The sequence below is a fragment of the Denitratisoma sp. agr-D3 genome, assembly GCF_054658675.1.
This window is the reverse complement of record NZ_BAAGIA010000005.1, coordinates 60,501-83,736: the sequence shown is the minus strand read 5'-3', so window position 1 is coordinate 83,736 and position 23,236 is coordinate 60,501. Positions and strand designations below refer to the sequence as shown.

The window sequence follows — 23,236 nt, the reverse complement described above, 5'->3', positions numbered from 1 at the left end:
AAATGGTGACAAGCTGTGGCCATGACGATTCCCGCCGAAACCAATGTCTTCGACCAGCGCGGCCTGGCCGACATCAAGCGCCTGGCCAAGACCAACGATCCCCAGGCGCTGAAGGCGGCGGCACGCCAGTTCGAGGCCTTGTTCCTCAGCATGGTGCTCAAGTCCATGCGTGACGCCTCCCCCCAGGACGGGCTGATGGACAGCGATCAGACCCGCATGTACCAGTCCCTGCTCGATCAGCAATTGGCCCAGGCCATGGCCAGCAAGGGCAACGGCACCGGGCTGGCCGCCATGATCGAAAAACAATTGTCCCAGGTGCGCACCTTCAATCCCGATAGTGCCGAGGGGGGGGCCTTGCTCAATCCATCGATCAAGGGCACGCCCTTGTTCCGGGAGACACCGGCGCCTGCTTTGCCGTCCCTCACCCCGCCCAGTGCACCCTTGTCGTCGGTGAATGGCGAAGGCGGCTATGGCGGCGGCGACGGTAGCGCCACTTCCCGCGATTTCATCGCCAAGGTCTGGCCCCACGCCCAGGAAGCCAGCCGCGTGACCGGCATCCCGGCCCAGTTCCTGGTGGCTCATGCCGCCCTGGAGACGGGCTGGGGGCGGGCTGAGCCCCGTCTGGCCGATGGTCGCAGCAGCTTCAACCTGTTCGGCATCAAGGCCGGCAAGAGCTGGAATGGCGCGGCGGCGGAGGCGAGCACGACCGAATACGTCGATGGCGTGGCCCAGCGCCAGGTGGAACGGTTCCGCGCCTACGGCTCCTATGCCGAATCTTTCCAGGACTACGCCAAGCTGCTGGCCGGCAATCCCCGCTACGCCAATGTGCTCGGCGCCAAGGACGGCACGAGCTTCGCCCGGGGCTTGCAACAGGCCGGCTACGCCACCGATCCGGCCTACGCGGCCAAGTTGGAGCGCATCATCAACAGCCGTCCCTGGGTGTCCTGACCGCACCGCCAGCGCCCATCCCGCCAGGATTGGGCTGAATTCCTTCCTTATTTCTCGCGATGGCATGCCAGTTGCTGAGTAAAGGCATGCACTGCAATCGCGGCAATAGTTGCCGTGGTCAAAGCCGAGGAATAGACAATGGGATCGGGCATTCTAGGTATCGCCGTATCGGGACTCAATGCCGCGCAGGTGGGCATTCAGACGGCCAGCCACAACATCACCAACTCGTCGGTCACGGGCTATAACCGCCAGACGATCATCCAGACCACCAATACCCCCAATTTCACGGGTAGCGGTTTCCTTGGCACGGGCACCAACGTCGATACGGTCAAGCGGGTCTATAACGACTTCCTTTACACCCAAATACTGGGGGCCCAGACCAATGTTGCCCAGCTGCAAACCTATTCGGACCAGATCAGCCAGATCGACAACGTGCTGGCCGATTCCACTGCCGGCCTGAGCCCCGGCTTCGACAATTTCTATTCCGCCTTGCAGGCCCTGGGCTCGTCCCCCTCCTCGGTGCCGGCGCGGCAGGCCGTGTTGTCCTCGGCCCAGGCCCTGGTGGCCCGCTTCCAATCCCTGGACCAACAGCTCTCGACGATGCGCAATGGCGTCAACAGCCAGATCACGACCGAGGTTGGCACCATCAATTCCCTGGTACAGCAAGTCGCCGACATCAACCAGCGCATCATCCTGGCCCAGGCCGCCGGCACGGGGCAACCGGCCAACGATCTGCTCGATCGCCGGGACGCCTTGATGACCGAGTTGAACAAGGAAGTCCGCATCACCAAGCAGTTGGAGTCGGACGGGACCTACAGCGTCTTCTTCGGCAATGGCCAACCCCTCGTGGCGGGCACCCAGGTGTACCAACTCAAGGCCGTGCCATCCAACGAGGACATGAGCGATCTCGGCGTGGCCTTGGTATCGCCCAATGGTAACGAGATTCCCCTGCCGGAAAACCTGATCTCCGGCGGCAATCTGAGCGGCCTGCTCGAGTTCCGCAGCCAGACGCTGAATACCGCCCAGAACCAACTGGGCCGCATCGCCATCGGTTTCACCAGCGCCTTCAATGCCCAACACCAATTGGGGCAGGATCTGACGGGCAAGCTGGGTTCCGATTTCTTCAAGTCCGTGTCGCCGCAAGTGATGGGAGCCGCGTCCAATCTCGGTGTCAGTACCGTTTCGGCCAACATCACCGTCAGCGATTACCAGGTCAAGTACACCGGCACCGGTTATGCGGTGACCCGCCTGTCCGACGGCACGGACATGGGCACCTTCAACAGCCTGCCCCAAAGCGTGGATGGCGTGACGATTTCCCTCAGTGCCGGCAAGCCTGCCGCCGGGGATACCTTCCTGATCCAGCCGAGCAAGGAACCAGGGAAGCGGGTGTCCACCTACGCCACCAATACCGGCAATGCCACGCTGGATTCCTCCGCATCCAATATCCAGTCCCTCACCGACAGCGATTACCGGCTGACCTTCAACGGCGACGGCGTCACCCTGATCCGTCTGTCCGACAATCAGACCTGGAGCGCAACCGGCACGGACCAGGCCAGCGCCCTCAAGACCCTGATGGCCAATACCGGTCCCCAGGGCTTCACCCTGAGCATCAATGGCACCGCCCAGCCCGGCGATACCTTCCTGATCCGACCGACCCGCTACGCCGCCCGCGACATGGGCCTGTTGATCACCAACACGGACAGCATCGCCGCCGCCACGCCGATGCGGACGTCGACCACAACCGGCAACAGCGGCACGGGAACCATTTCGAGCGGTGAGGTGACCAGTACCGGCGTCGGTCTCACCGCCAACCTCAAGCTGACTTACGATGCCGCGGCCAATGCCCTCGTTGGCTTCCCCATCGGGGCTCAGGTCAAGGTGGGCGGCACCATCTACAGCATCAGCAGCGCCACCCAGCGGGTGCCTTTCCAGGCCGGTGCCACCATCACCGTCCAGGGCACCAATTTCCAGATTGCCAACACGCCCGCCAATGGCGATACCTTCGTGGTGGGGCCGGACAAGATCACGACGGGCAACAGCACCAATCCGATGATCAAGGTGGAATACGCCTCCGGCAACGTGGCATCGACCAAGACCCTCACCTATAGCACTGCGACTCAAAGTCTGTCCGGCTTTCCCGCCGGATCAAAGGTCACGATCAAGGATTTCGCCTCGCCGCCCAACGTGTTGGGCGTAGTGACGATCGACAGCGTCGGTAGCACCCAAATTCCCCAGCCGCCCATGACACTGCCGACAACCGGGGTCAGCCTCAGTTACGAGGGGGTCACGGTCGACATCAGCGGCCAGATGGTGAATGGCCAGCAGATCACGCCTTCGGCCTACAACGTCGAAACCCCGGTCAGCTTGCCCACCTCGCCCATCACGCTGACGTACAAGAAGGCGGATACCAGCGGCTTGCCCGCTCGGCTGACCGGTTTCCCCGTCGGAACCACGGTGACCGTAACCAAGGCCGACGGTTCCATGAAAACCTATCCCATGGACCCCACCGTGGCGGGCGCCGACTATGTGCCCTATACCGCAGGTGCCACGATCTCTTTCAATGGCATGAGTTTCCAGATCGGCGGCAGTCCGGTGGAAGGCGACAGCTTCACCGTCGGACCAAATCCTTCCGGTTCTGGCGATAACCGCAATCTGCTGTCCCTGGAGGCCTTGCAGACGGCCAATACCATGTTGAGCGGTACCGCCAGTTTCCAGGGTGCCTACTCCCAGATGGTGAGCCAGGTAGGTAATAAGGCCCGGGAAGTGTCGGTGACCCTGACCGCCCAGGAGAACCTGGTGTCCCAGGGGGAAACCGCTATCCAGTCCATGTCCGGGGTCAACCTGGATGAGGAGGCCGCCGATCTGATCCGTTTTCAGCAGGCCTATCAAGCTTCGGCAAAAATCATCGATATTACTGGCAAGCTGTTCGATATGCTGGCCAGCCTCGGCGGCTAACGGGGCAAGAAACAGGAATTAGGAGTTCATCATGCGCGTCAGTACCGGGATGATTTTCAACGCAGGTTCGAGCGGTATCCAAAAACGAACCTCCGAAATGCTGCGCACCCAGCAGCAGCTCTCTTCCGGCAAGCGGATCATGTCGCCCTCCGACGACCCGGTGGGCGCCGCTCGCGCGCTGCAATTGACCCAGGCCCTGAGCGTCAATACCAACCAAACCGCTTCCCGGGCCGATGCCAAGAGCAGCCTTGGCCTGGTGGACAATCAATTGGGTTCGGTGAACGACTTGCTGACCCGGGTCAAGGAACTTGCCACCCAGGCTGGTGACGCCGCCCTGTCCGACCTCGACAAGAAGAGTATCGCCACCGAACTGCGGGCCCGCTATACCGAGCTGATGGGCCTGGCCAACAGTACCGACGGTACCGGCAACTACCTGTTCTCCGGTTACCAGGTGACCAATCGTCCTTTCGGCGGCAGCATCGAGGATGGCATCACCTATGTTGGCGACAGCGGTATCCGTCAACTGCAAGTGGCCTCTTCCCGCCAGCTGGGCATCAGTGCCGCGGGGGACGACATCTTCATGAAGATGCGCAACGGCAATGGCACCTTCCTGGCCGCCATGCAGTCAACGAAGTCCGTCAATAGCAGCACCATTGTTTCCTCCTCGGCCGCCGTGACCTCGGCCGCCGATTGGGACGACCCGGTCAACAGCGGCAAGCTGGAAGTGCGGTTCTGGACCGATACCGCCGGCGGCAGCGTGGCGACCCACGGCGTCGGCGTCGGTAGCCTGGATTTGTCCACCGCCCTGCCGTTGACCATTACCGCCGGGGTCAATGACCAGTTCAATCTGAGTCTTGATGGCGGTGCCGCCACGACGATCACCCTGGCGGCCGGCACCTACACGACCGGAACGAGCCTAGCCGCGGCGCTGCAAACCGCCGTGGGCGCGGGGGCCACGGTTTCCTTGAACGGCAACAATCAACTGAACATCGCCTCCAACACGACCGGCGCGACTTCCAGCGTGCGCCTCACTGCTGTCGGCGGCAATACCGGTTTCGCCACCCTGGTGGGGACCCCGGCCTACGCTCAGGGCGGCACCAGTGCCCCGGGCAGCGTTTTCTACGACATCGTGGATACGGTAACGGGCAACTCGTTGTTCACGAACACCGCCTCCACCACCGGTGCCGGCAGTACCTACACCCACGCCTATACCAGCGGGGTCCCGATCACCCTGTCCGGCTTCAACGCCGCCTACACCACCTCGGTGCCGCCCACGGCGTCGGGTACCAACGGTTTCGGCGCGACCCTGATCTTCAAGGGGGTGCCTGCTTCGGGTGATACCTTCAGCGTGACCCATCCCGCCAATGGCAAGATCGCGGTCACCGCGAAGCAGGTCGCTGATTGGCACGCCGACGCCACCATCGACAAGGGCGTGGTCACCAACCCGGCAGCCTGGCAGCAGAGCGCCAATAGCGGCAACCTGGAAGTCCGGTTCTGGGTGGATACCGTGGGCGGCACCACTACCCAGGGGCAGGCCGTGGGTTCGGCGGTGCCGATCCCCGTCGCGGCCACGGCACCGGCACCGGCCACCCCGCTGACCCTGACCGCCGCCAACAACCAATTTACCCTGTCCCTTAACGGCGCCGCCGCCGTGACGGTGACGGTGCCCGCCGGCGTCTACAACGATGCGGCTTCCCTGGTGACGGCGATGCAGACCTCCGTGGATACTGCCTTGGCTCCCCTGCCCGCCGGTTCGGCCAAGGTCAGTCTCGATAGCGCCAACCACCTGGTCGTGACGTCTTCCACGAATGGTTTCGGCTCCAGCATTTCCCTGGCGGCAGCCGGCGCCAACACGGGCTATGCGACCTTCTTCGGTACCCCGACGACCACAGCGGGCATGACTGCCGTGCCGGGCACGACCTTCTACGACTTGGTGGATGCCAGCACCGGCAAGTCGGTGTTCACCGGCGGCGCCTCGACGACCGGCGGCGCCGGCAACACCTACAACCATGTCTATGTGCCGGGTCAGACCATTTCCCTGTCCAGCCCCGGCGGCACCGGCAGCCCGGCCACCGCAGCCTTTAACTATGGCGCCTCGGTGACTGTCAGCGGCGTGCCGGTGACCGGCGATGCCTTCACCATCAAATCCAGTACCGATGGCTTGGGTAACGGCTACTTCGTCACCGCGCCCAAGTCGGCGGCGGCCGTCAACAGCGGCGGCGGCATCATGGGGGCCGGCGAGGTGACCGATGTTTCCAAGTGGAACAATCCGGCCAACTCACGCAACCTGGAGGTCCGCTTCTGGAAGGACACCACGGTTACCCCCAACCAGCTCTACTACGACCTGGTGGACGTCACCACCGAGAAGTCTCTATTCACGAATACCACATCGGTGGCGGGCGGCACGGGCAGCACTTTTACCCACAAGTTCACCGCTGGCGACACCATCAGTTTCTCCGGCCTGAACGTGCCGGTGGCCGGGCCCCCGCCGACCACCGTGACGGACTTCGGCATTTCGGTCAGCGTGGACGGCACGCCGAACAGCGGCGATGTGTTTTCCATCAAGCCCAGCACGACCCAGAACGTGTTCGACACCATCGCCAATCTGGTGAATGCCCTGGAAAATCCCAAGCCAGTGGGCACTACCGGCAATAACTACCTGATCAACAAGGTAGGCGAGGCGCTGACCAACGTGGACCAGGCCATGGACAACGTGCTGCGGGTGCGGGCGTCCATCGGCGCCGCCCTGAACGAGGTGGACAGCCTGGACAACGTGGGTTCCAACCTGGACCTGCAATATCAACAAACCCTGTCCAGCATCCAGGATTTGGACTACTCTTCCGCCATTACCAACCTGATGCGACAACAGACGGAATTGCAGGCTGCCCAGCAATCCTTTGCCAAGATCGCCAACTTGTCCCTGTTTAACTACCTCTAAGATGCTGCATAGGTTCCCTTTTGTTTTTGCCGTTTTATGCCTGTTATCGATGACGGGATGCATACGTCTGGGGAATCTGACGAGCACAGCGAGCGAAAGTAGCAGCTCGACGATGATCAGCAACACGAATGTCAACGTGGGGCCGACGAACACCATTTCCCTGGAGAAGCTGGTGTACTGGGGCGGGGTTGGGGCGATCGCCTATTTTGTGTTGGATCCCTATGCGCCGAATTGGGAAATCGAGGAAGCGCAGTTCCCCAACGATCACTACCTGCTGTCCTTGAAAATGAAGCGCTATTACGCGGGCGGTGCCGGCGAGGCCCGGGTCGTGTTCAATCGCAGGGCCAAGGAGTTGGCTGATGCTGGCGGTTTCTCTGGCTATCGCATTCTCGAATACAGCGAGGGCATGGAGTCGAGCATCATCGGCTCCAAGCGGGTTTCCCAGGGGGTGATCCAGCTGACCGGGGTGGCCCAGGTTCCCGGCGGGTCGTCAGGGCGATAAATCGCCCTCACATTACAGGCCGTTGCCGATTTGAGGTGCTTGGGGCGGCGGCGGGACCGCTGCCCGCAACACGGTTTCTAATGCCGTGAACCCTTGTTCGTAGAGCCGCTCAAGCGCCGCGCCCATGTAGGGTAGGGAAAGCATCAGGACGATGAACCCCGCCGCCAGGGTCACGGGAAAGCCGATGGCGAAGAGGTTCAGGGTGGGGGCCATGCGGGTGAGCACGCCCAGGGCCAGGTTGGCCACCAGGAGTGCCGCCACCAGGGGCAGGGAGAGCAACACCCCCGCGGAGAACAAGGTTGCCACCCAGGCCAGCAGGGCGCCGATCCCCTTGAGAGCGAAAGGCGTCGCCGATACCGGGAGCAGGCGAAAACTTTCCGCCAGGGCGGAAACCACCACCAGGTGTCCATCCATGGCCAGGAAAATCAAAGTGGCGAAAAGGGACAGGAATTCCGTGACCACCGGCGTCTGCCCGCTACTCTGCGGGTCGTAAAAGACTGCGAAGGAAAGCCCCATCTGCAAGCCGATCAACTCGCCGGCCAGGTCGATGGCGGCAAAGACGATGCGCAGGGTCATGCCCATCAGCAGACCGATCAAGAGTTGTTCGGCGATGATGGCCAGGCCGATCCAGGAGCCGGCGGGTATCTTCGGCATTGGCGGCAGCGCCGGCGACAAGGCGAAAGCGATGACCAGGCCGAGGATCAGCCGGGTACGGCGGGGCATGGAGGCGTTGCTGAAGACGGGCGCGGTGGCCAGCAGGCCCAGGATGCGGACCAGGGGGAAAACGAACAGGGTCACCCAGGCGTCGAGTTGGGCGGAGGTGACGCTCAGCATGCCGTCAGCCGATCAGGGTTGGAATGGCTTCGTAAAGGCGGCGGATGTAATCCGTCATGACGGTGATCATCCACGGACCGGCGATCAGCAGGGTGACGAAGACCACGATCAGCTTGGGGACGAAGGACAGGGTGGATTCGTTGATCTGGGTGGCTGCCTGGAAGATGCTGATGATCAAGCCGGTGGCCAGGGCGGCGATGAACAGGGGCGCGGAGATCAAGAGGGTGATCTCCACCGCGTGGCGACCGATTTCGATGACGGTGGTGGGGGTCATGGCAATTCCTTTTCGACTTGGGGAGGATGACTCCCCCGCTGTGTCCTAGCCGGCGCGATAGGGGGAAAGGAAGGGTTTCCCCCGCGAGAAACGGGTTTCCATTCAGCCGAAGCTCTGCACCAGGGAAGCGATCAGCAGGTTCCAGCCGTCCACCAGGACGAACAGCATCAGCTTGAAGGGCAGGGCGACGATCACTGGTGACATCATCATCATCCCCATGGACATCAATACCGAGGCGACCACCATGTCGATGATGAGGAAGGGAATGAACACGATGAAGCCGATCTGGAACGCGGTCTTGAGTTCCGAAGTGACGAAGGCGGGGATTAAGACCCGCAAGGGCACTTGATCCGCCGTGGCGGGCTTGGGCTGCTTGGCGATCTTGGTGAACAACTGAAGGTCGGCCTGGCGCGTCTGCTTGAGCATGAAGCCGCGCAGGGGAATGGCGCCCCGCTCCACGGCCTCGGGGAAGCTGATCTTGTTTTCCGTCAGCGGCACGTAGGCCTCGCTGTAGATCTTGTCCGCCACCGGCGCCATGACGAAGAAGGTGAGGAACAGGGACAGGCCGACGATGATCTGGTTGGAGGGCGCGGTCTGGGTGCCCAGGGCGTGGCGCAGCAGGGAGAGGACGATGACGATGCGGGTAAAACTGGTCATCATCAGCAGGATGGACGGGATGAAGGTCAATCCCGTCATCAACAGCAGGGTCTGGATCGACAGGGTCCACTGGGTACCGCCACCGGCGGTCGGCGTGCTGGTCAATGCCGGCAGTGCCTGGGCCTGGGCCAGGATAGGCAGGAAAGCAGGCAGAGTGAGTAGGGCTGCGCGGAGCAGCGCGGTGCGGCGAGAGCTCATGCGCCACCTCCCGACCGTTTGTCGAGGGCGCGTTTCAACCAGGCCGAGAAGTCCGGCACCGTCGTCCCCGCTGTTACCGCAGGCAAGGCCTGGCGCGGCATTTCCCCCAGTTTGGTGACGCGGCCGGGGGCGACGCCCAACACCAGCCACTGCTCTCCCGCTTCCATGAGCACCACGCGTTCCCGCGGGCCCACCGCCAGGGTGGAGATCACTTTCATCAGGTGGCTGGCCTGGCCCTTGGGGGCGGTCAGGCGCTTGAGCAGCCAGAGACTGGCAAAGAGCAGGGCGAGAACGACAATAAAACCGAAGCCCAGTTGGAGCAGGCTGGTGCCGAGCTCGGGGCTGCTGGCCGCCGGCGTCTCGGCTTGCTGCGCCCTGGCCAGCAGGGGCAGCAGCAGAAGCGGCGATGCGCAAAGGCGCGGAATGAGGGGGGAGGCGTTGGCCATGATCATGCAATGCCGGAAAAGACCGGGCAAAGCATAGATTCAAGGCGGTAGGGACAATCTCGGGAGCAGGGGCGAAAAATCCCGCTTCCAGGGGGGAGCGCTTAGTGGTTCAGCTTTTTCATCCGCTCCGAGGGCGTGATGATATCGGTCAGGCGGATGCCGAATTTATCGTTCACCACCACGACTTCGCCCTGGGCGATGAGGGTGCCGTTCACCAGGACATTCAGCGGTTCCCCGGCCAGGCCGTCCAGCTCGACCACGGAGCCGTGGGCCAATTGCAGCAGGCTGCGGATGGCGATGCGGGTCCGCCCCAGTTCCACCGTGAGGTGGACCGGGATGTCGAGAATCATGTCGAAATCCTGGGGGTAGGGGTTCTTTTCGGAACCGCCACCAAGGTCCTCGAAAACTGCCGGTGTGGCGGCGGGTGCCGTGGCCTCCGCCTCCGCCTGTTCGCCCATCGCGGCAGCCCAGTCGTCCTCGGAGATTTGATCGGTTTCTTCCTGGCCGGGTTCGCTCATTCGTGACTCCAGTTATTCAGCTTCCGCCGCAGCGGTAAATTGGTCGATACGGATGGCATACACGCCGTTGCGCACGCCGTAGGTGCAGTCCATGACGGGAATGCTGTCCACGGAGGCCTTGATCTTGTCCTCCAACACCAGGGGAATGATATCCCCCACCCGCATGTTCACAATATCGCGCAGGGTGATTTCGGCGCCGCCCAGGGTGGCCACCAGCTCCACGTCGGCTTGTTGCAACTGCTGGGTGAGCAGGGTGGTCCAGCGCTTGTCCGAGGCCGCCTGCTCGCTGTGCATCGTGCTGTAGAGGATGTCCCGGATCGGCTCCACCATGGAATAGGGCAGGCACAGGTGCATTTCCGCCGAGTTGCCGGACAGCTCGATCGTGAACGTGATCGCCACCACGATTTCCGAGGGGGTGGCGATGTTGGCGAACTGGGTGTTCATTTCCGAGCGCACGTACTCGAACTTGATTTCGAACACCGGTTTCCAGGCCCTTTCGTACTCGGTGAACACCACGTCCAGAATGCCCTGGATGATGCGCTGCTCGGTGGGCGTGAAGTCCCGCCCTTCCACCCGGGTGTGGAAGCGTCCGTCGCCGCCAAAGAGATTGTCCACCACCAGAAAGACCAGGCTCGGATCGAACACCATCAGCCCAGTGCCGCGCAGGGGCTTGACCTGGATCAGGTTGAGGTTGGTGGGCACCACCAGGTTGCGAACGAATTCGCTGTACTTCTGCACCCGGATCGGACCAACGGAAATTTCCGTGCTGCGGTGCATGTAGTTGAACAGGCCGATCCGCAGGTAACGGGCGAAACGCTCGTTGATGAGTTCCAGGGTGGGCATGCGCCCACGAACGATCCGCTCCTGGCGGCCCAGTTCGTAGGATTTGACGCCCTCGCCGCTTTCCTCGGCCGCAGGCGCGTCCTCCTCCCCAGTGACGCCCTTGAGGAGGGCGTCAACTTCTTCCTGGGAGAGAAAGTCCTGACTCATGTGGATGAAAAGTGCGCTGGGTTATTGGATGATGAAACTGCTGAACAGCACCGCCTGCACCGGTTCCTCGGGGACCGGCGCGCCTTTGCGGGGCGGGTTCACGATGGAGTTCACCGACTGCTGGATATCGTGCGCCAAGGCATCCTTGCCTTCCACCGAGATCAACTGGGAAGCCTTGCGGCTGGACAGCAGGCGCAGGATGGCGTTGCGGATTTCCGGCGTGTAGGGCTTGAGGGTGTCGGACTCGTGGGCGTTTTCCACCTTGAGTTCCACCACGATCTGGATGTACTGGGTTTGCGGGTCGCCAGGGTTTTCCGACGCCAGGTTGCTGGTGAAGGTGTCCAGCTTCAGATAGGCCGGGGGCAGGCCCGGTTCGGCCTTTTTCTTTTCCACCTTGCGCGGGGTGTCGCTGTCTTCGTCGTCCACCGGGGGCTTTTTCAGCAACACCACTGCGCCAACGGCGCCGAGTGCCACGATTACGATACCGATGATGAGGAAGAGGAGCAGCTTGCTCTTCTTCTTCGGTGCCCCTTCTGTCTTGGCTTCAGCCATGCCCGTTAACCTCCGCAGCCTGAGTAATGAACGTCATTGATCAGGCGAATGTGTCCACCATGCCGTTGCCCTGCGAGACCCACGTGGATGTTCGGGGAGCGGTGGACGCGAGGCCGGGGACAATTTCGCCGCTTGCAACGAAGTTTGTGTCGTTGCGCCCTGAATTATCGCGTCTTTCTTGCTGTTGCGGCGAATCTCCCCGGGTGTCGCTGCCCACTTGTGCTTGATCGAGACGGACGCCGGCGTCCGCCAGGACTTCCCGCAGACGGGGCAGGGCGCTTTCCAGGGCCTCGCGGACGGCGGGGTTGTTGCTGTTGAAGGAGGCGCTGGCCTGGTCACCGTTCATGGAAATGGACACCTCAATCCGACCCATTTGGGGCGGATTGAGCACCAGTTCGGCACGGCTTTCCTGCTTGCCCACCATCCAGGCCACCTTGTCCCCCACTTCCTGACCCCATTGCGGGTGGCCGACCGGGGTTTCCACCTTCGCCTCGGTGCGGACGACGGCAGTTGGGACGTTGTGCGCCGCCGCCGGACGTTCCTGGGCGGCGGTCTGAAGGTTGCGGGCGCTTTCCAGCAAGGTCTGGAAGTCGGACTCTTCGTCCCCCTTGCGGGTAACGGCGGTGCTGTCGGTGCTGGCGTCCTGGGCAAGAATTGCCGGTTTGGCGGCAAGATTCAGGGCGCTGTTGCCGTTTTCGCCAGCGTTGCCCCCGCCGCCATTGCCGTTTTTGGCATTGACGTCGGTCTGGACCGGTACGTTGGCGGAGGCCAGCAGATTGGTCAGGGCGGCGAGGGGATCGCCGCTACCGCTGTCCGCCTGGGTATCGTCCTTTTTCTTGTCGCCTTGGCTGTCGCTGCCTTGGCTGGCGGCCAGGGTCGGATCCTTTTGTCCTTGCAGGCCCAGGGTCTGGGCTTGCAGGCTGGCCATCAGGCTGACCATGGCGTCCTGGCCGGTGGTCTCCGCGAGGGCCGGATCCTGAGTCTGGGCGCCATTCTCCAGCAGCAAGGCCAGCTTCGCGCTATCGAGCCCGTCCTGGTCGGACTGGGACTGGCCAGACTTGCCCTTGATCAGACGCTGGAGCATGGAGGCAAAGGGATCGGCCGGCGCATTGGCGCTGTCCGATGTGCCGGCCAGGGCGCTGGTATCGGCGTTGGCCGGGGCGGCATTGGCCGTGTTGCTGCTGGCGATTACTGGGCTGGGAGTGGCGGCAATTTCCGGCATGTCAGGCATCCTTGCTGAAAGGTATCGTTAACCCTTCAGCAAGCCCTGTGCCATTGCTTGCGGTGGAAAAGAGGATCAGTTCTGGCGGTTTTGCTGGAACTGGCGGGCGGTGTGTTCGTCGAGGGCCTTTTGTTCCCGGCGCTGCTCGGCATAGGCCTGGCGTTGGGCGAACCGGTCGGACAGGGTGTCGTAGGCCTTCACTTCGCCCCGTTTTTCCAGCCATTGCTGCTGGCCTTGGGCGGTACGCTGTTTGGAATGGTTGACGGCGTTCTGGGCCTGGCCGATGGCAACGTCGAGGCGGTCGAGGAAACCCTGGAAATTGCGCCATTGGTCCTGGCTGACCCCATTGCGGGCATTTTCCAGGAAACGGCCGTGATATTCGGCCCGGTATTGGATCAGCAGCTCAAGGCGCTGGGCCGCTTCCTTTTCGCTGGCCATCAACTCACCCAGCAGGCGGGTGGCGTCGTCCAGGCGGGTCTGGGACAGGTCCAGCAGGGTTTGCAGGGGGAATTTCTTGCTCATGGGCGCAGTCTAGTCCGGCGACGCGGGCGGGGGAAGCCCTATTGGTGCTTGTTGAACAGTTCGCCCAGGCCGGCCAGGGCGTGGGTGAAGTCGGCCCGTTCGGTGATGCGTTGCTGGAGGAAGGCTTCCATGCGTGGATAGAGCTGGATCGCCAGGTCCAGCATGGGGTCTGAGCCTGGTGCGTAGGCGCCCACGGCCAGCAGGTCACGGGCCCGCTGGTAGCGGGAGTAGAGCTGCTTGAAGTTGCGCACCAGTTCCAGGTGTTCGGGGCTGATGATGTTGGTCATGACCCGGGAGATGGACTGTTCGATGTCGATGGCCGGGTAGTGGCCGGCGTCGGCCAGGCTGCGGTTGAGCACGAAGTGACCGTCGAGAATGGCCCGGGCCGAGTCGGCGATGGGGTCCTGCTGGTCGTCGCCTTCGGACAGCACGGTGTAGAAGGCGGTGATCGAGCCGCCGCCCTCCGGCCCATTGCCGGCCCGTTCCACCAGGGCCGGCAGCTTGGCGAAGACCGAGGGCGGGTAGCCCCGGGTCACCGGCGGTTCGCCCACGGCCAGGGCGATTTCCCGCTGGGCCATGGCGTAGCGGGTGAGGGAGTCCATGATCAGCAACACCTGTTTGCCTTCGTCACGGAAGTGTTCGGCGATGGAGGTGGCGTAGGCCGCGCCCTGGAGCCGCATCAGCGGGCTGACGTCGGCCGGGGCGGCGACGACGACGGAACGGGCCAGACCCTCGGGGCCCAGGTTGTGCTCGATGAATTCCTTCACTTCGCGGCCCCGTTCGCCGATCAGGCCGACGACGATGACCTCGGCTTCGGTGTAGCGGGCCATCATGCCCAGCAGCACCGATTTACCCACGCCGGAGCCGGCGAACAGGCCGAGACGCTGGCCGCGGCCCACGGTGAGCATGGCATTGATGGCGCGGATGCCCACGTCCATGGTGTCGCGGATCGGTTCCCGTTGCAGGGGATTCATGGGCCGACTGGCCAGGGAGCGGGACTCGGTGGTGCCGAGGGGGCCCAGTTCGTCCAGGGGGCGGCCGTTGCCGTCCACCACCCGGCCCAGCAGCTTGTCGCCCACGGGCAGGTGCTTGGCCCGGTCCTGGTCGCGGCGCTGGGGCGGCGTTATATGGCCGACCCGGGGCGGCTGCAAGGTCGGCTCCTGGGGTACCACCAGGGTACCGGGGGAAAGACCGAAAACGTCCTCGGTAGGCATCATGTACAGCCGCTCGCCGTTGAAGCCCACTACTTCTGCTTCCACCTTGCCGGCGATGGGGGACAGCAACTGGCAGCCGGACCCCAGGGGCAGTTTCAGGCCCGAGGCTTCCATCACCAGGCCATTGATACGGGTCAGCCGGCCCGCCACCTGGATCGGCACGGCGTGGTCCACGTGGTCGCGGCATTCGGCCAGATAGGCCTGGAGGGCGGCCGGGTTCATGGCACGGGGTCTTCGTCTTCGCCCGGAGGCGGTGCTGCTTCTTCAGGCGCGGGCGGCGCGGCATGGTGGCTGATGCTGGTCAGCACCTCCTGGGTGGAGGGCACGACCACGCCGTCCACGCCCGTAATGTTGGCATCGGCAATATCGATAGCCTCGGCCTCGGCGGTGTCTTGTGGTGCTGGCTCAGGCGCGGGCGGGGGCGGGGCCTCGGTGCTGGCCTCCGGCAGAACGGGCGTTGGCGCTGCCGGCTGGCTGGGGGTACCGTCCCAGGGCACATCCTGGCCCAGGGTTTCCACCACGCGGCGCCAGCGGGTGGCCAGGGTGGCATCCACATGGGCGCCGCCGGCCTCGATGGCCACGTCGTTGCGCTGCAAACGGGCATCCTCGTGGATGCGGTGGCCGGCATGGGTCAATTGATCGCCGGCATAGTTGCGCACCAGGGCCGCATCTTCGGGGTGGAGGTAAATATTGGCGTGCTGGTGGGGCAGTCGGGTCAGGGCTTCCCGCACCACGCCCACCACGGTCTCGGGTTTTAGTGCCAGGGTCTGGCACAGTACCTTGCGGGCGATCTCCAGGGACAGGGCCGCCAGTTCCTCGGCGATTTCCTGGTCCAGGGCGGCGAGGGAGGTGTCCAATCGGGACGCCACGGTCAGCAGGTGCTGGGCGGCCTCCTCGCCGGGGGTCTTGCCTTCCCGGTGCCCGACGTCGTAGCCGTCGCTATGACCGGCCTGGCGGCCGGCTTCATAGCCTTCCTTGTAGCCGTCGTCGTAGGCCTGCTGGTGGATCTGCTCGATTTCCTCGGCGGTGGGGATATGGATTTCCGGGGGCGGCGGGGGAGGCGGCTCCTCGACCCTGACTTCGCGCCGGGCATGGAGGGGCGGCCGTTTGGGGGGGGCGCCGTCGTCCAGACTGGCCAGTTCCCAGCGTTCCCAGGCCGTCTGTTGGATTTTTTCCATGGCCGGTTAGATCAGTTGGTCGTCGCCGCTGGCGCCCAGCTGGATCTGGCCTTCCTCGGCCAGGCGGCGGGCCACCTTGAGGATTTCCTTCTGCTCGGCTTCCACTTCGGAAAGCCGCACGGGCCCCTTGGACTCCAGATCTTCCCGCAGCATTTCGGCCGCCCGTTGGGACATGTTCTTGAAGATCTTCTCCCGTAGTTCCGGCGGCGCGCCCTTGAGGGCGAGGATGAGGGAGTCGGACTGGATTTCCCGCAGCAGCAACTGGATGCCCCGGTCGTCCACGTCCATCAGGTTTTCGAAGACGAACATCTCGTCCAGGATCTTCTGCGCCAGGTCCGGGTCGTATTCCCGCACGTTGTCGAGAATGCCGGTTTCCGCCTGTTGGCCGACGAAGTTGAGGATTTCCGCCGCGTGGCGCACGCCGCCCATGGCGGCCTTCTTGACGCTGGAAGAGGCGCCGGCCATGAGGCGGGTCAGGGCTTCGTTCAATTCCCGCAGGGCGATGGGCTGAACCCCATCCAGGGTGGCGATGCGCAGCAGCACGTCGTTGCGCAGGCGTTCGCTGAAGTGCTTGAGCACTTCGCCGGCCTGGTCGAATTCCAGGTGCACCAGGATGGTGGCGATGATCTGGGGATGCTCGTTCTTGATCAGGTCCGCCACCGTGGCGGCGTCCACCCACTTCAGGCTTTCGATGCCGGCGGTGTCGCCGCCCTGCATGATGCGGGAAATCAGGTTGGCGGCCTTGTCGTCGCCCAGGGCCTTGGTCAGCATGGCCTTGATGGCTTCTTCGTCCACCGAGACGGGGGCGCCCTTGGCGGTGTGTTCGTGGAACTCGTTGATGACGGCTTCCACCCGGTCACGGGGCACCTGTTTCAGGGCGGCCATGGCGTGACCCAGCTTCTGGACCTCCTTGGGGCCCAGGTTCTTGAGCACTTCCGCCGCCTCGTCCTGGCCGATGGTCAGGAGCAGGATGGCACTTTTCTCAATGCCCTCATCGGGGTTCGACACTCATCCACTCCTTGATCAGGTTGGCCACCATCTTCGGATCCTGCTTGGCCAGGGCCTTGGCTTCGGCGACCTTGTCTTCGAAGGTGGGTTCGCCATCGTGCACCACCACTTCGCCTTCTTCCTCGGTCGCTTCTTCCTCGGCCACGGGCTTGGGCATCAGCTTCTCATAGATGGGTTGTAGCACCTTCTTCCAGATCAGGAAGATGACCAGGGCCAGCACCAGGTAGCGCAACAGTTCCTTGCCCAGGGTGACCATTTCCGGATCCTTCCAGAACGGGGTTTCCGGCAGGGCATTCTTTTCCTCGGGCACGAACAGGGAATTGACGATGTTCAGGCTGTCGCCCCGTTCCTGGTTGAAGCCAACCGCTTGCTGGGCCAGGGTTTCCAGTTGCTTCATCTGGTCCGGCGTCAGCGGCACGGTCTTGGTCTTGCCGCCCTTGGCCTCTTCCTGTTTCTGGTTGACCACGATGGCCACCGACAGGCGGCGGATCACGCCGGGGACGCCTTTGGTGTGGCGGATGGTCTTGTCCACCTCGTAGTTGGTGGTGGAGTTCTTGGTGTAGTTGAGCGGTGTCTGGCTACCCGTTCCGGTGGTGGTGGTCGTGGCGCCCGGGGAGTTGGGCGCGGCCGGCGTGGTGATGGGGGCCGTGGCCGGTGCCGGCGGCTGGTTGGTGAGGGCGCCTGGCACGCCGGCGGCGGTCGGGTTGGTGGTGCCGGTTTCGTTCAGTTGTTGGCTGCGGATGGCCGTGTCCGGGGTGGGGTTGGGCCGGTAGGTTTCCGCTACTTGGTCGATCTGGGAGAAGTCCACGTCGGCGGTGACCTGGGCCTTGATGTTGCTCAGGCCGACGATGGGGGCGAGGATGGACTCGACCCGCTTCACGTAGTCCTGTTCCAGACTGCGGATGTACTTGAGTTGGTCCTCGTCCAGGCCCGAAGCGTGGCTGGGGTCGTTCTTCTGGGAGATCAGGTTGCCATCCTGATCGATCAGGTTGACGTTGAGGGGATTCAGTTCGGGCACGCTGGAGGACACCAGGTGCACGATGCCCGCGATCTGGATGCCTTCCAGCTTGCGGCCGGGTTGCAGGTTGAGCAGCACCGAGGCGGTGGGTTTTTGCTCGTCGCGCAGGAAGGAGGTTTGCTTGGGGATCGCCAGGTGCACCCGAGCGCCCCGCACCGAGCCGATGGTGGAGATGGTGCGGGCCAGTTCGCCTTCCAGGGCCCGCTGGTAGTTGATCTGTTCGAGGAACTGGCTGGCGCCCAGCTTCTGGTTTTCCATCACCTCGAAACCCACCAGGCCGCCCTTGGGCAGACCCTGGGAAGCCAGCTTCAGGCGGACGTCGTGGACCTGGGCTGCCGGCACCAGGATGGCGCTGCCGGTGTCGGAGTAGCGATAGGGAATATTCTGCTGCTGGAGGGTGGCGACGATTTCGCCACCGTCCTTGTCCGACAGGTTGGAAAACAGCACCGAATACTCGGGTTGCTTGGCCCACAGCCAGGTGCCGAGGATGACCGCGATGGCCACCGCCAAGGCGGCACCGCCCGCCAGCTTGACCCGCATGGGCAGCTGCTTGAAGGCCTCCACCGCCTGGGCAAGGGGATTGGCGGCTGGGGCGACGGTGGCTTGAGCGGCGTCAGGCATTAAGTTCCAGTGCGAAAAATTCGTTCCAGGGCAGTGAATTAAAACGGTTTCTAGCCGTGGGGATTGTCAGGCCCGCAAGCAAGGGCGGTTCCCGTAAACAGCGGCAAAATTTGCCGCCATTTCACCTCCCTGTTCAAGTTGTTGCGTTGGGGTGAATCTGCCATCATCGTCAGCCATGAGTTCCCTGCCCATCGACGCCGGCCAGACCGCCGGCAACCCCGTCAATACCGAGGAAGCCGTGCGCCTGGCGGAGGCTTTTCGCCTCTTCAACCAGGTGTCCGACGAACTGTCCCAGGCCTATACCCAGTTGCAGGGGCAGGTGGCAGCCCTGACCGAACGCATCACCCTGCTCCAGGACGCCCTGCCGGCCGGTGTGGTGGTGCTCGATGGTGGGGGGCGCATCGTACAGGTAAACTCCGCCGCCGACCGCTTGCTGGGGGAGGGGCTGACCGGCATGCTGTGGGCGGACGTGGAAAATTCCCGCCTGATGCCGGCCGACCTGCCCGGGGAGTTCACCGCCGGTGCCAGCCACGAAAGTCGCCTGGCCTTGACCGACAGCGCCCTGGACTCCGCCGGTGGCCGCATTGTCCTGGTGCACGACATCACCGAGGCCCACCGTCTCAAGACCCAGGCCGAGCGCCATGAACGGCTGGCGGCCATGGGCGAGATGGCCGCCCAGGTGGCCCACCAGTTGCGCACCCCCTTGACGGCGGCCCTGCTCTACGCCGGCAATCTGGAAAACCCCGACCTGCCGGCGGCGACTCGCAGCGCCATCGCCCAGAAAACCGTGGCCCGGCTCAAGGCCCTGGAGCACCTGATTCAGGACATGCTGCTGTTTGCCCGGGGCGAGGCCTTGGGACGGGACGCCATGACCGTGGCGGACGTGGTGCAGGAGGTGGTCCATACCATCGAGCCCCTGGCGCGGGCGCGGCAAATCGATTTCACCGTGGCTGATGGGGCCGGCGACGCGGCCCTGACCTGCAACCGCAAGGAAGTGGCCGGCGCCCTGCAAAACCTGCTGGAAAACGCCCTCCATGCTGTCGGCCCCGCCGGCCAGGTACGCCTGGAAACCCGTCTGACGGCTGACCGCATCGCCTTCCACATCCGCGACAACGGCAAGGGCATGGAGGCCGCCGTGGTGGCCCGTCTGTTCGAGCCCTTTTTCACCACCCGGGCCGAGGGCACGGGCCTGGGACTCGCCATCGCCCGGGGCGTGGCGCGGGCCCATGGCGGCAATATCGAGGTGAATTCCGAACCCGGCGTCGGCACCGAGTTCATTTTCAGCGTGGCGCGGCAGCCCCAGAGCGCCACCGAGTCCCCAGCGTGATGAGGGGATTTCCTGCCGGTTATTTCCGTCCCGCTGTACGGGGCGCCATGTTTCAATAAGGCCATGGATAAAAAGACTTTGCACATTCTGGTGGTGGAGGACGATGAATCCCTGCGGGATGCCCTCTGCATTACCCTGGAGGCGGCCGGCCACAAGGTGGAGGCGGCCGAGCACGGTCCCCGCGCCCTGGAATTGATCGGCAACGGGCGGGAATTCAACATGGTGGTTTCCGACCTGCGCATGGACCCCATGGACGGCCTGCAACTGCTGACGGAAATCCGCAGCCGCAAGCCCGGCCTGCCGGTGCTGCTGATGACCGCCTTCGGCGACGTGGACAAGGCCGTGGCCGCCATGCGCGGCGGCGCTTGCGACTTCATGCTCAAGCCCTTCGAACCCAAGGACTTGCTGGCCCAGATCGAACGTTATGCCACGCCGCCGGCCTCCGAGGGGCTGGTGGCGGAGGATCCCGCCACCCGCCAGGTGCTGCTGCTGGCGGCCCGGGTGGCCAAGAGCGAGGCCACGGTGCTGCTCACCGGCGAGTCCGGCGTCGGCAAGGAGGTTTTCGCCCGCTACATCCACGAGCAATCGGCCCGTTCCAACGGCCCCTTCGTCGCCATCAACTGCGCCGCGATTCCTGACAACCTGCTGGAAGCCACCCTGTTCGGCCACGAAAAGGGCGCGTTTACCGGCGCCCAGAGCGCCCAGGCCGGCAAGTTCGAACAAGCCGACGGCGGCACCCTGCTGCTGGATGAAATTTCCGAAATGCCCTTGGCGCTCCAGGCCAAGCTGCTGCGCGTCTTGCAGGAGCGGGAAGTGGAGCGGGTGGGCGGCCGCAAGCCGATCCCGGTGGATATCCGGGTCTTGGCGACGTCCAACCGCAACATGGCGGACGAGGTGAAACAGGGCCATTTCCGCGAGGATTTGTTCTACCGGATCAACGTCTTCCCCTTGCAAATCCCCGCCCTGCGGGAGCGGCCGGGGGATTTGGTGCCCTTGGCCAGGCATTTCCTGGCCCGTCAGGGGGCACGGGAAGGCCGTCGCGTGCGCTTGAGCACTGAGGCGGCGGCAATAATTGCCGCTTATCCTTGGCCCGGCAATGTGCGGGAACTGGAAAACACCATGCAGCGGGCGCTGATCCTGGCACCGGGGGATACCGTCGAGCCCGGCCATTTACTCTTGTCGCCCGTGGCGCCGGGGACGGCGGCCGCGGCACCCGCGACCGCTCCCGCCCCGGTGTTCTCCGCGGCGCCGAGTTATGCCGGCCTACCGCCCATCGAGCCGAATTCCGCGCCAACAGAGGCTTCCGTCAATATGAAGGACCTCGAGCGGCAGCATATTTTGGATACCCTGGCCAAGGTTGGCGGCTCCCGCAAGAAAGCGGTGGAGCTGCTGGGCATCTCGGAACGAACCTTACGCTACAAGCTGGCCCAGTACCGGGAAGAGGGTTTTGTCGGCAATGACGACGAGCGCAGCTAAAAACCCGCTTCCCAGGCACAAGCTTTGCTCATAGAATTCCATCAGACAATTTTTGCCGCCCGGATCAACGTCCATGTCCATTGACACCCGCAACATCGAAGCCATGCTTGCCGAGCTCAAGGCCACCAGCGCCTTGGCCCAGGGGAAGTCTGCCGGTCAGGCGACCGAGGCGGGCGGGGTCGATTTTTCCAAGGTGCTGCAATCCACCCTGGAACAGGTGAACCAGGCGCAGCAAAGCGCCAAGACCATGGCCGAGGATTTCGCCACCGGCCAGAGTAACGTCAACCTGCAAGACGTGATGGTGAACCTGCAAAAGGCCAACCTGTCCTTCCAGCAAATGGTGCAGGTGCGAAACAAGCTGGTGACGGCCTACAACGACATAATGAACATGCAGGTGTGATTTTCATCGCATCCTGACGGTTGTCGTCTCCGCCAAGCCCCGGCCCGCCGGGGCTTTCTGTTTATACTCGCTCCTTATGAGCGCGGATGTCCGGCCCCTGCCACCCTTCCCGAAAACCGATACCGAAGCGGCCTACGACCGCTTCGTACCCCATCAGTTTCTGGAATTGCTGGGCAAGCCCAGCATCGTGGACGTGGCCTTGGGTGACCACGTGGAAAAAGAGCTGACCCTGCTTTTTTCCGACATCCGCGACTTCACCACCCTGTCCGAATCCATCCTTCCCGCCGAGAACTTCCGCTTCATCAATTCCTATCTGTCCACCATGGAACCGGTGGTGGCGCGCAATGCCGGCATCGTGGACAAGTTCATCGGCGACGGCATCATGGCCCTGTTTCCCGGCAGTGCCGACGATGCGGTGCGGGCCGGGATCGAGATGCTGCGGCAACTGGCGGACTACAACATGGGCCGGGCCCGGGCCGGTTACGTCCCGGTGCGGATCGGCATCGGCGTCAATACCGGGCTGGTGATGATGGGGACCGTCGGCGGCCATAACCGTATGGACAGCACGGTCATCGGCGACTCGGTCAATCTGGCTTCCCGCCTGGAGGGCCTGACCAAGAACTACGGCATTCCCCTGATCATTAGCGAGCATACCTTCCACTCCCTGGCCGATCGCAGCCGTTACTCGATCCGTTTCCTTGACCGCCTGCAGGTCAAGGGCCGCTACCAGGCCCAGTCGGTGTACGAGGTGTTCGACGCCGACCCGGAACCGCTGTGGATCGCCAAGAAACAGACCCAGAAGTTGTTCGAGGAGGCCCTGGCCTATTTCCACATGGGTCATCCCGAACTCGCCCGCCCCCGGCTGGAGGACTGTCTCAAGGTCGCCCCCGACGACCGGGTGGTGCGTAGTTACCTGGACCGTTGTACCGAGGCGGAGCGGAGCGGCATGCTGGAGCACGCCGGCGAGTCGGTGCGGGTCATCGACTGGCGCGACGAGTTCTCGGTATCCATCGGCGAGATCGACGCCCAGCACAAGGAACTGCTGTCGCGTATTGCCGACTTGTCGAGCCAGGTGGGGCGTGGCAATGAGCAGGTGGTCGAATCCCTCAAATCCTTGACGGAATTCATCCGCGACCATTTCGCCACGGAAGAAAACCTCATGGTGCGTTACGACTACCCATTCCGCGACGACCACATCCGCCAGCACCAGATTTTCCTGCGCTGCCTGGAGGACTTCCGTTTGGAAGTCGGCTCCGCCGAGTTCAATCGTCTTTACCTGCTGTTCCGCATCCAGTTGCTGCTGGTGGATTGGCAGATCAACCATACCACCAAGAGCGATCTACACCTGGGCCACTTCCTGCTGCGGGCCGGCCTTTCCTAGGCGGGAACGACAAACACCAAAGCACAAGGGCCGCAGCGCGGCCCTTGTGCTTTTATG

At 63.5% G+C, this 23,236-nt stretch carries 21 protein-coding genes; 8 read left to right on the top strand and 13 right to left on the bottom strand.

Annotated elements, in window-relative coordinates; all coding sequences use genetic code 11:
- Window positions 1–21: 21 nt before the first annotated feature.
- The 4 genes from flgJ to ACYQ2U_RS14075 all read left to right on the top strand — a co-directional run bounded on the left by flgJ (window position 22) and on the right by ACYQ2U_RS14075 (window position 7,343).
- Window positions 22–948 carry a flagellar assembly peptidoglycan hydrolase FlgJ gene (flgJ, locus tag ACYQ2U_RS14090; RefSeq protein WP_459951022.1) on the top strand — a complete coding sequence of 309 codons (927 nt, stop codon included), beginning with the start codon at window positions 22–24 and terminating at the stop codon, window positions 946–948.
- Window positions 949–1,086: 138 nt separating this feature from the next.
- Window positions 1,087–3,903 (top strand): flagellar hook-associated protein FlgK, encoded by a 2,817-nt coding sequence (flgK, locus tag ACYQ2U_RS14085; protein ID WP_459951021.1) that lies wholly within the window; start codon window positions 1,087–1,089, stop codon window positions 3,901–3,903.
- 31 nt (window positions 3,904–3,934) lie between these two features.
- A complete protein-coding gene (gene flgL, locus ACYQ2U_RS14080) occupies window positions 3,935–6,841 on the top strand; it encodes a flagellar hook-associated protein FlgL (RefSeq protein ID WP_459951020.1) in 2,907 nt (968 codons plus the stop codon).
- 112 nt (window positions 6,842–6,953) lie between these two features.
- Window positions 6,954–7,343: a hypothetical protein gene (locus ACYQ2U_RS14075; RefSeq protein ID WP_459951019.1), complete on the top strand. Its 390-nt coding sequence runs from the start codon at window positions 6,954–6,956 to the stop codon at window positions 7,341–7,343.
- A gap of 12 nt (window positions 7,344–7,355) precedes the next feature.
- Here the strand turns inward: ACYQ2U_RS14075 and fliR are convergent, their stop codons facing one another.
- The 13 genes from fliR to fliF all read right to left on the bottom strand — a co-directional run bounded on the left by fliR (window position 7,356) and on the right by fliF (window position 18,595).
- Entirely contained in the window at window positions 7,356–8,177 is an 822-nt protein-coding gene (gene fliR, locus ACYQ2U_RS14070) for a flagellar biosynthetic protein FliR (protein WP_459951018.1), read from the bottom strand.
- Window positions 8,178–8,181: 4 nt separating this feature from the next.
- Window positions 8,182–8,451, bottom strand: coding sequence for a flagellar biosynthesis protein FliQ (gene fliQ / locus ACYQ2U_RS14065; protein ID WP_459951017.1), 270 nt, complete (start codon window positions 8,449–8,451; stop codon window positions 8,182–8,184).
- A gap of 102 nt (window positions 8,452–8,553) precedes the next feature.
- The gene (gene fliP, locus ACYQ2U_RS14060; protein WP_459951016.1) at window positions 8,554–9,306 is read right to left on the bottom strand and encodes a flagellar type III secretion system pore protein FliP; all 753 of its coding nucleotides are present in this window, start codon (window positions 9,304–9,306) and stop codon (window positions 8,554–8,556) included.
- Entirely contained in the window at window positions 9,303–9,752 is a 450-nt protein-coding gene (gene fliO / locus ACYQ2U_RS14055; protein ID WP_459951015.1) for a flagellar biosynthetic protein FliO, read from the bottom strand. The genes fliP and fliO overlap by 4 nt, the downstream gene beginning before the upstream one ends.
- Window positions 9,753–9,853: 101 nt before the next feature.
- Window positions 9,854–10,270: a flagellar motor switch protein FliN gene (gene fliN / locus ACYQ2U_RS14050; protein ID WP_459951014.1), complete on the bottom strand. Its 417-nt coding sequence runs from the start codon at window positions 10,268–10,270 to the stop codon at window positions 9,854–9,856.
- Between the two features lie 12 nt (window positions 10,271–10,282).
- Entirely contained in the window at window positions 10,283–11,260 is a 978-nt protein-coding gene (fliM, locus tag ACYQ2U_RS14045) for a flagellar motor switch protein FliM (RefSeq protein WP_459951013.1), read from the bottom strand.
- Window positions 11,261–11,281: 21 nt separating this feature from the next.
- Window positions 11,282–11,812 (bottom strand): flagellar basal body-associated FliL family protein, encoded by a 531-nt coding sequence (locus ACYQ2U_RS14040; RefSeq protein WP_459951012.1) that lies wholly within the window; start codon window positions 11,810–11,812, stop codon window positions 11,282–11,284.
- 40 nt (window positions 11,813–11,852) lie between these two features.
- Window positions 11,853–13,034, bottom strand: a complete 1,182-nt coding sequence (locus tag ACYQ2U_RS14035; protein ID WP_459951011.1) for a flagellar hook-length control protein FliK — start codon at window positions 13,032–13,034, stop codon at window positions 11,853–11,855.
- 75 nt (window positions 13,035–13,109) lie between these two features.
- Window positions 13,110–13,556 carry a flagellar export protein FliJ gene (gene fliJ / locus ACYQ2U_RS14030; RefSeq protein ID WP_459951010.1) on the bottom strand — a complete coding sequence of 149 codons (447 nt, stop codon included), beginning with the start codon at window positions 13,554–13,556 and terminating at the stop codon, window positions 13,110–13,112.
- Between the two features lie 38 nt (window positions 13,557–13,594).
- Window positions 13,595–14,992: a flagellar protein export ATPase FliI gene (gene fliI, locus ACYQ2U_RS14025; RefSeq protein ID WP_459951009.1), complete on the bottom strand. Its 1,398-nt coding sequence runs from the start codon at window positions 14,990–14,992 to the stop codon at window positions 13,595–13,597.
- Window positions 14,989–15,948: a flagellar assembly protein FliH gene (locus ACYQ2U_RS14020; RefSeq protein WP_459951008.1), complete on the bottom strand. Its 960-nt coding sequence runs from the start codon at window positions 15,946–15,948 to the stop codon at window positions 14,989–14,991. The genes fliI and ACYQ2U_RS14020 overlap by 4 nt, the downstream gene beginning before the upstream one ends.
- A 6-nt stretch (window positions 15,949–15,954) precedes the next feature.
- The gene (gene fliG / locus ACYQ2U_RS14015) at window positions 15,955–16,956 is read right to left on the bottom strand and encodes a flagellar motor switch protein FliG (protein ID WP_459951007.1); all 1,002 of its coding nucleotides are present in this window, start codon (window positions 16,954–16,956) and stop codon (window positions 15,955–15,957) included.
- On the bottom strand, window positions 16,940–18,595 hold the full coding sequence (gene fliF / locus ACYQ2U_RS14010; protein WP_459951006.1) for a flagellar basal-body MS-ring/collar protein FliF: 1,656 nt from the start codon (window positions 18,593–18,595) through the stop codon (window positions 16,940–16,942). Before fliF ends, fliG begins: the two co-directional genes overlap by 17 nt.
- Window positions 18,596–18,770: 175 nt before the next feature.
- Here fliF and ACYQ2U_RS14005 point away from each other — a divergent pair, with 175 nt between their 5' ends.
- The 4 genes from ACYQ2U_RS14005 to ACYQ2U_RS13990 all read left to right on the top strand — a co-directional run bounded on the left by ACYQ2U_RS14005 (window position 18,771) and on the right by ACYQ2U_RS13990 (window position 23,179).
- Window positions 18,771–19,922: a sensor histidine kinase gene (locus ACYQ2U_RS14005; RefSeq protein WP_459951005.1), complete on the top strand. Its 1,152-nt coding sequence runs from the start codon at window positions 18,771–18,773 to the stop codon at window positions 19,920–19,922.
- Window positions 19,923–19,985: 63 nt separating this feature from the next.
- Window positions 19,986–21,398 (top strand): sigma-54-dependent transcriptional regulator, encoded by a 1,413-nt coding sequence (locus ACYQ2U_RS14000; protein ID WP_459951004.1) that lies wholly within the window; start codon window positions 19,986–19,988, stop codon window positions 21,396–21,398.
- Between the two features lie 73 nt (window positions 21,399–21,471).
- The gene (gene fliE, locus ACYQ2U_RS13995) at window positions 21,472–21,798 is read left to right on the top strand and encodes a flagellar hook-basal body complex protein FliE (protein ID WP_459951003.1); all 327 of its coding nucleotides are present in this window, start codon (window positions 21,472–21,474) and stop codon (window positions 21,796–21,798) included.
- A 76-nt stretch (window positions 21,799–21,874) separates the two neighbouring features.
- A complete protein-coding gene (locus tag ACYQ2U_RS13990; RefSeq protein ID WP_459951002.1) occupies window positions 21,875–23,179 on the top strand; it encodes a bacteriohemerythrin in 1,305 nt (434 codons plus the stop codon).
- Window positions 23,180–23,236: the final 57 nt, after the last annotated feature.

What these genes read in the sequence shown, in the direction of transcription:
- fliQ (WP_459951017.1), bottom strand. Translation starts at nt 8,451, where the DNA reads ATGACCCCCACCACCGTCATCGAAATCGGTCGCCACGCGGTGGAGATC.
- ACYQ2U_RS14000 (WP_459951004.1), top strand. Translation starts at nt 19,986, where the DNA reads ATGGATAAAAAGACTTTGCACATTCTGGTGGTGGAGGACGATGAATCC.
- flgK (WP_459951021.1), top strand. Translation starts at nt 1,087, where the DNA reads ATGGGATCGGGCATTCTAGGTATCGCCGTATCGGGACTCAATGCCGCG.
- fliI (WP_459951009.1), bottom strand. Translation starts at nt 14,992, where the DNA reads ATGAACCCGGCCGCCCTCCAGGCCTATCTGGCCGAATGCCGCGACCAC.
- ACYQ2U_RS14020 (WP_459951008.1), bottom strand. Translation starts at nt 15,948, where the DNA reads ATGGAAAAAATCCAACAGACGGCCTGGGAACGCTGGGAACTGGCCAGT.
- ACYQ2U_RS13990 (WP_459951002.1), top strand. Translation starts at nt 21,875, where the DNA reads ATGAGCGCGGATGTCCGGCCCCTGCCACCCTTCCCGAAAACCGATACC.
- fliP (WP_459951016.1), bottom strand. Translation starts at nt 9,306, where the DNA reads ATGAGCTCTCGCCGCACCGCGCTGCTCCGCGCAGCCCTACTCACTCTG.
- fliJ (WP_459951010.1), bottom strand. Translation starts at nt 13,556, where the DNA reads ATGAGCAAGAAATTCCCCCTGCAAACCCTGCTGGACCTGTCCCAGACC.
- fliR (WP_459951018.1), bottom strand. Translation starts at nt 8,177, where the DNA reads ATGCTGAGCGTCACCTCCGCCCAACTCGACGCCTGGGTGACCCTGTTC.
- fliE (WP_459951003.1), top strand. Translation starts at nt 21,472, where the DNA reads ATGTCCATTGACACCCGCAACATCGAAGCCATGCTTGCCGAGCTCAAG.
- flgJ (WP_459951022.1), top strand. Translation starts at nt 22, where the DNA reads ATGACGATTCCCGCCGAAACCAATGTCTTCGACCAGCGCGGCCTGGCC.
- fliF (WP_459951006.1), bottom strand. Translation starts at nt 18,595, where the DNA reads ATGCCTGACGCCGCTCAAGCCACCGTCGCCCCAGCCGCCAATCCCCTT.
- fliO (WP_459951015.1), bottom strand. Translation starts at nt 9,752, where the DNA reads ATGGCCAACGCCTCCCCCCTCATTCCGCGCCTTTGCGCATCGCCGCTT.
- fliM (WP_459951013.1), bottom strand. Translation starts at nt 11,260, where the DNA reads ATGAGTCAGGACTTTCTCTCCCAGGAAGAAGTTGACGCCCTCCTCAAG.
- flgL (WP_459951020.1), top strand. Translation starts at nt 3,935, where the DNA reads ATGCGCGTCAGTACCGGGATGATTTTCAACGCAGGTTCGAGCGGTATC.
- ACYQ2U_RS14040 (WP_459951012.1), bottom strand. Translation starts at nt 11,812, where the DNA reads ATGGCTGAAGCCAAGACAGAAGGGGCACCGAAGAAGAAGAGCAAGCTG.
- ACYQ2U_RS14035 (WP_459951011.1), bottom strand. Translation starts at nt 13,034, where the DNA reads ATGCCGGAAATTGCCGCCACTCCCAGCCCAGTAATCGCCAGCAGCAAC.
- ACYQ2U_RS14005 (WP_459951005.1), top strand. Translation starts at nt 18,771, where the DNA reads ATGAGTTCCCTGCCCATCGACGCCGGCCAGACCGCCGGCAACCCCGTC.
- ACYQ2U_RS14075 (WP_459951019.1), top strand. Translation starts at nt 6,954, where the DNA reads ATGATCAGCAACACGAATGTCAACGTGGGGCCGACGAACACCATTTCC.
- fliN (WP_459951014.1), bottom strand. Translation starts at nt 10,270, where the DNA reads ATGAGCGAACCCGGCCAGGAAGAAACCGATCAAATCTCCGAGGACGAC.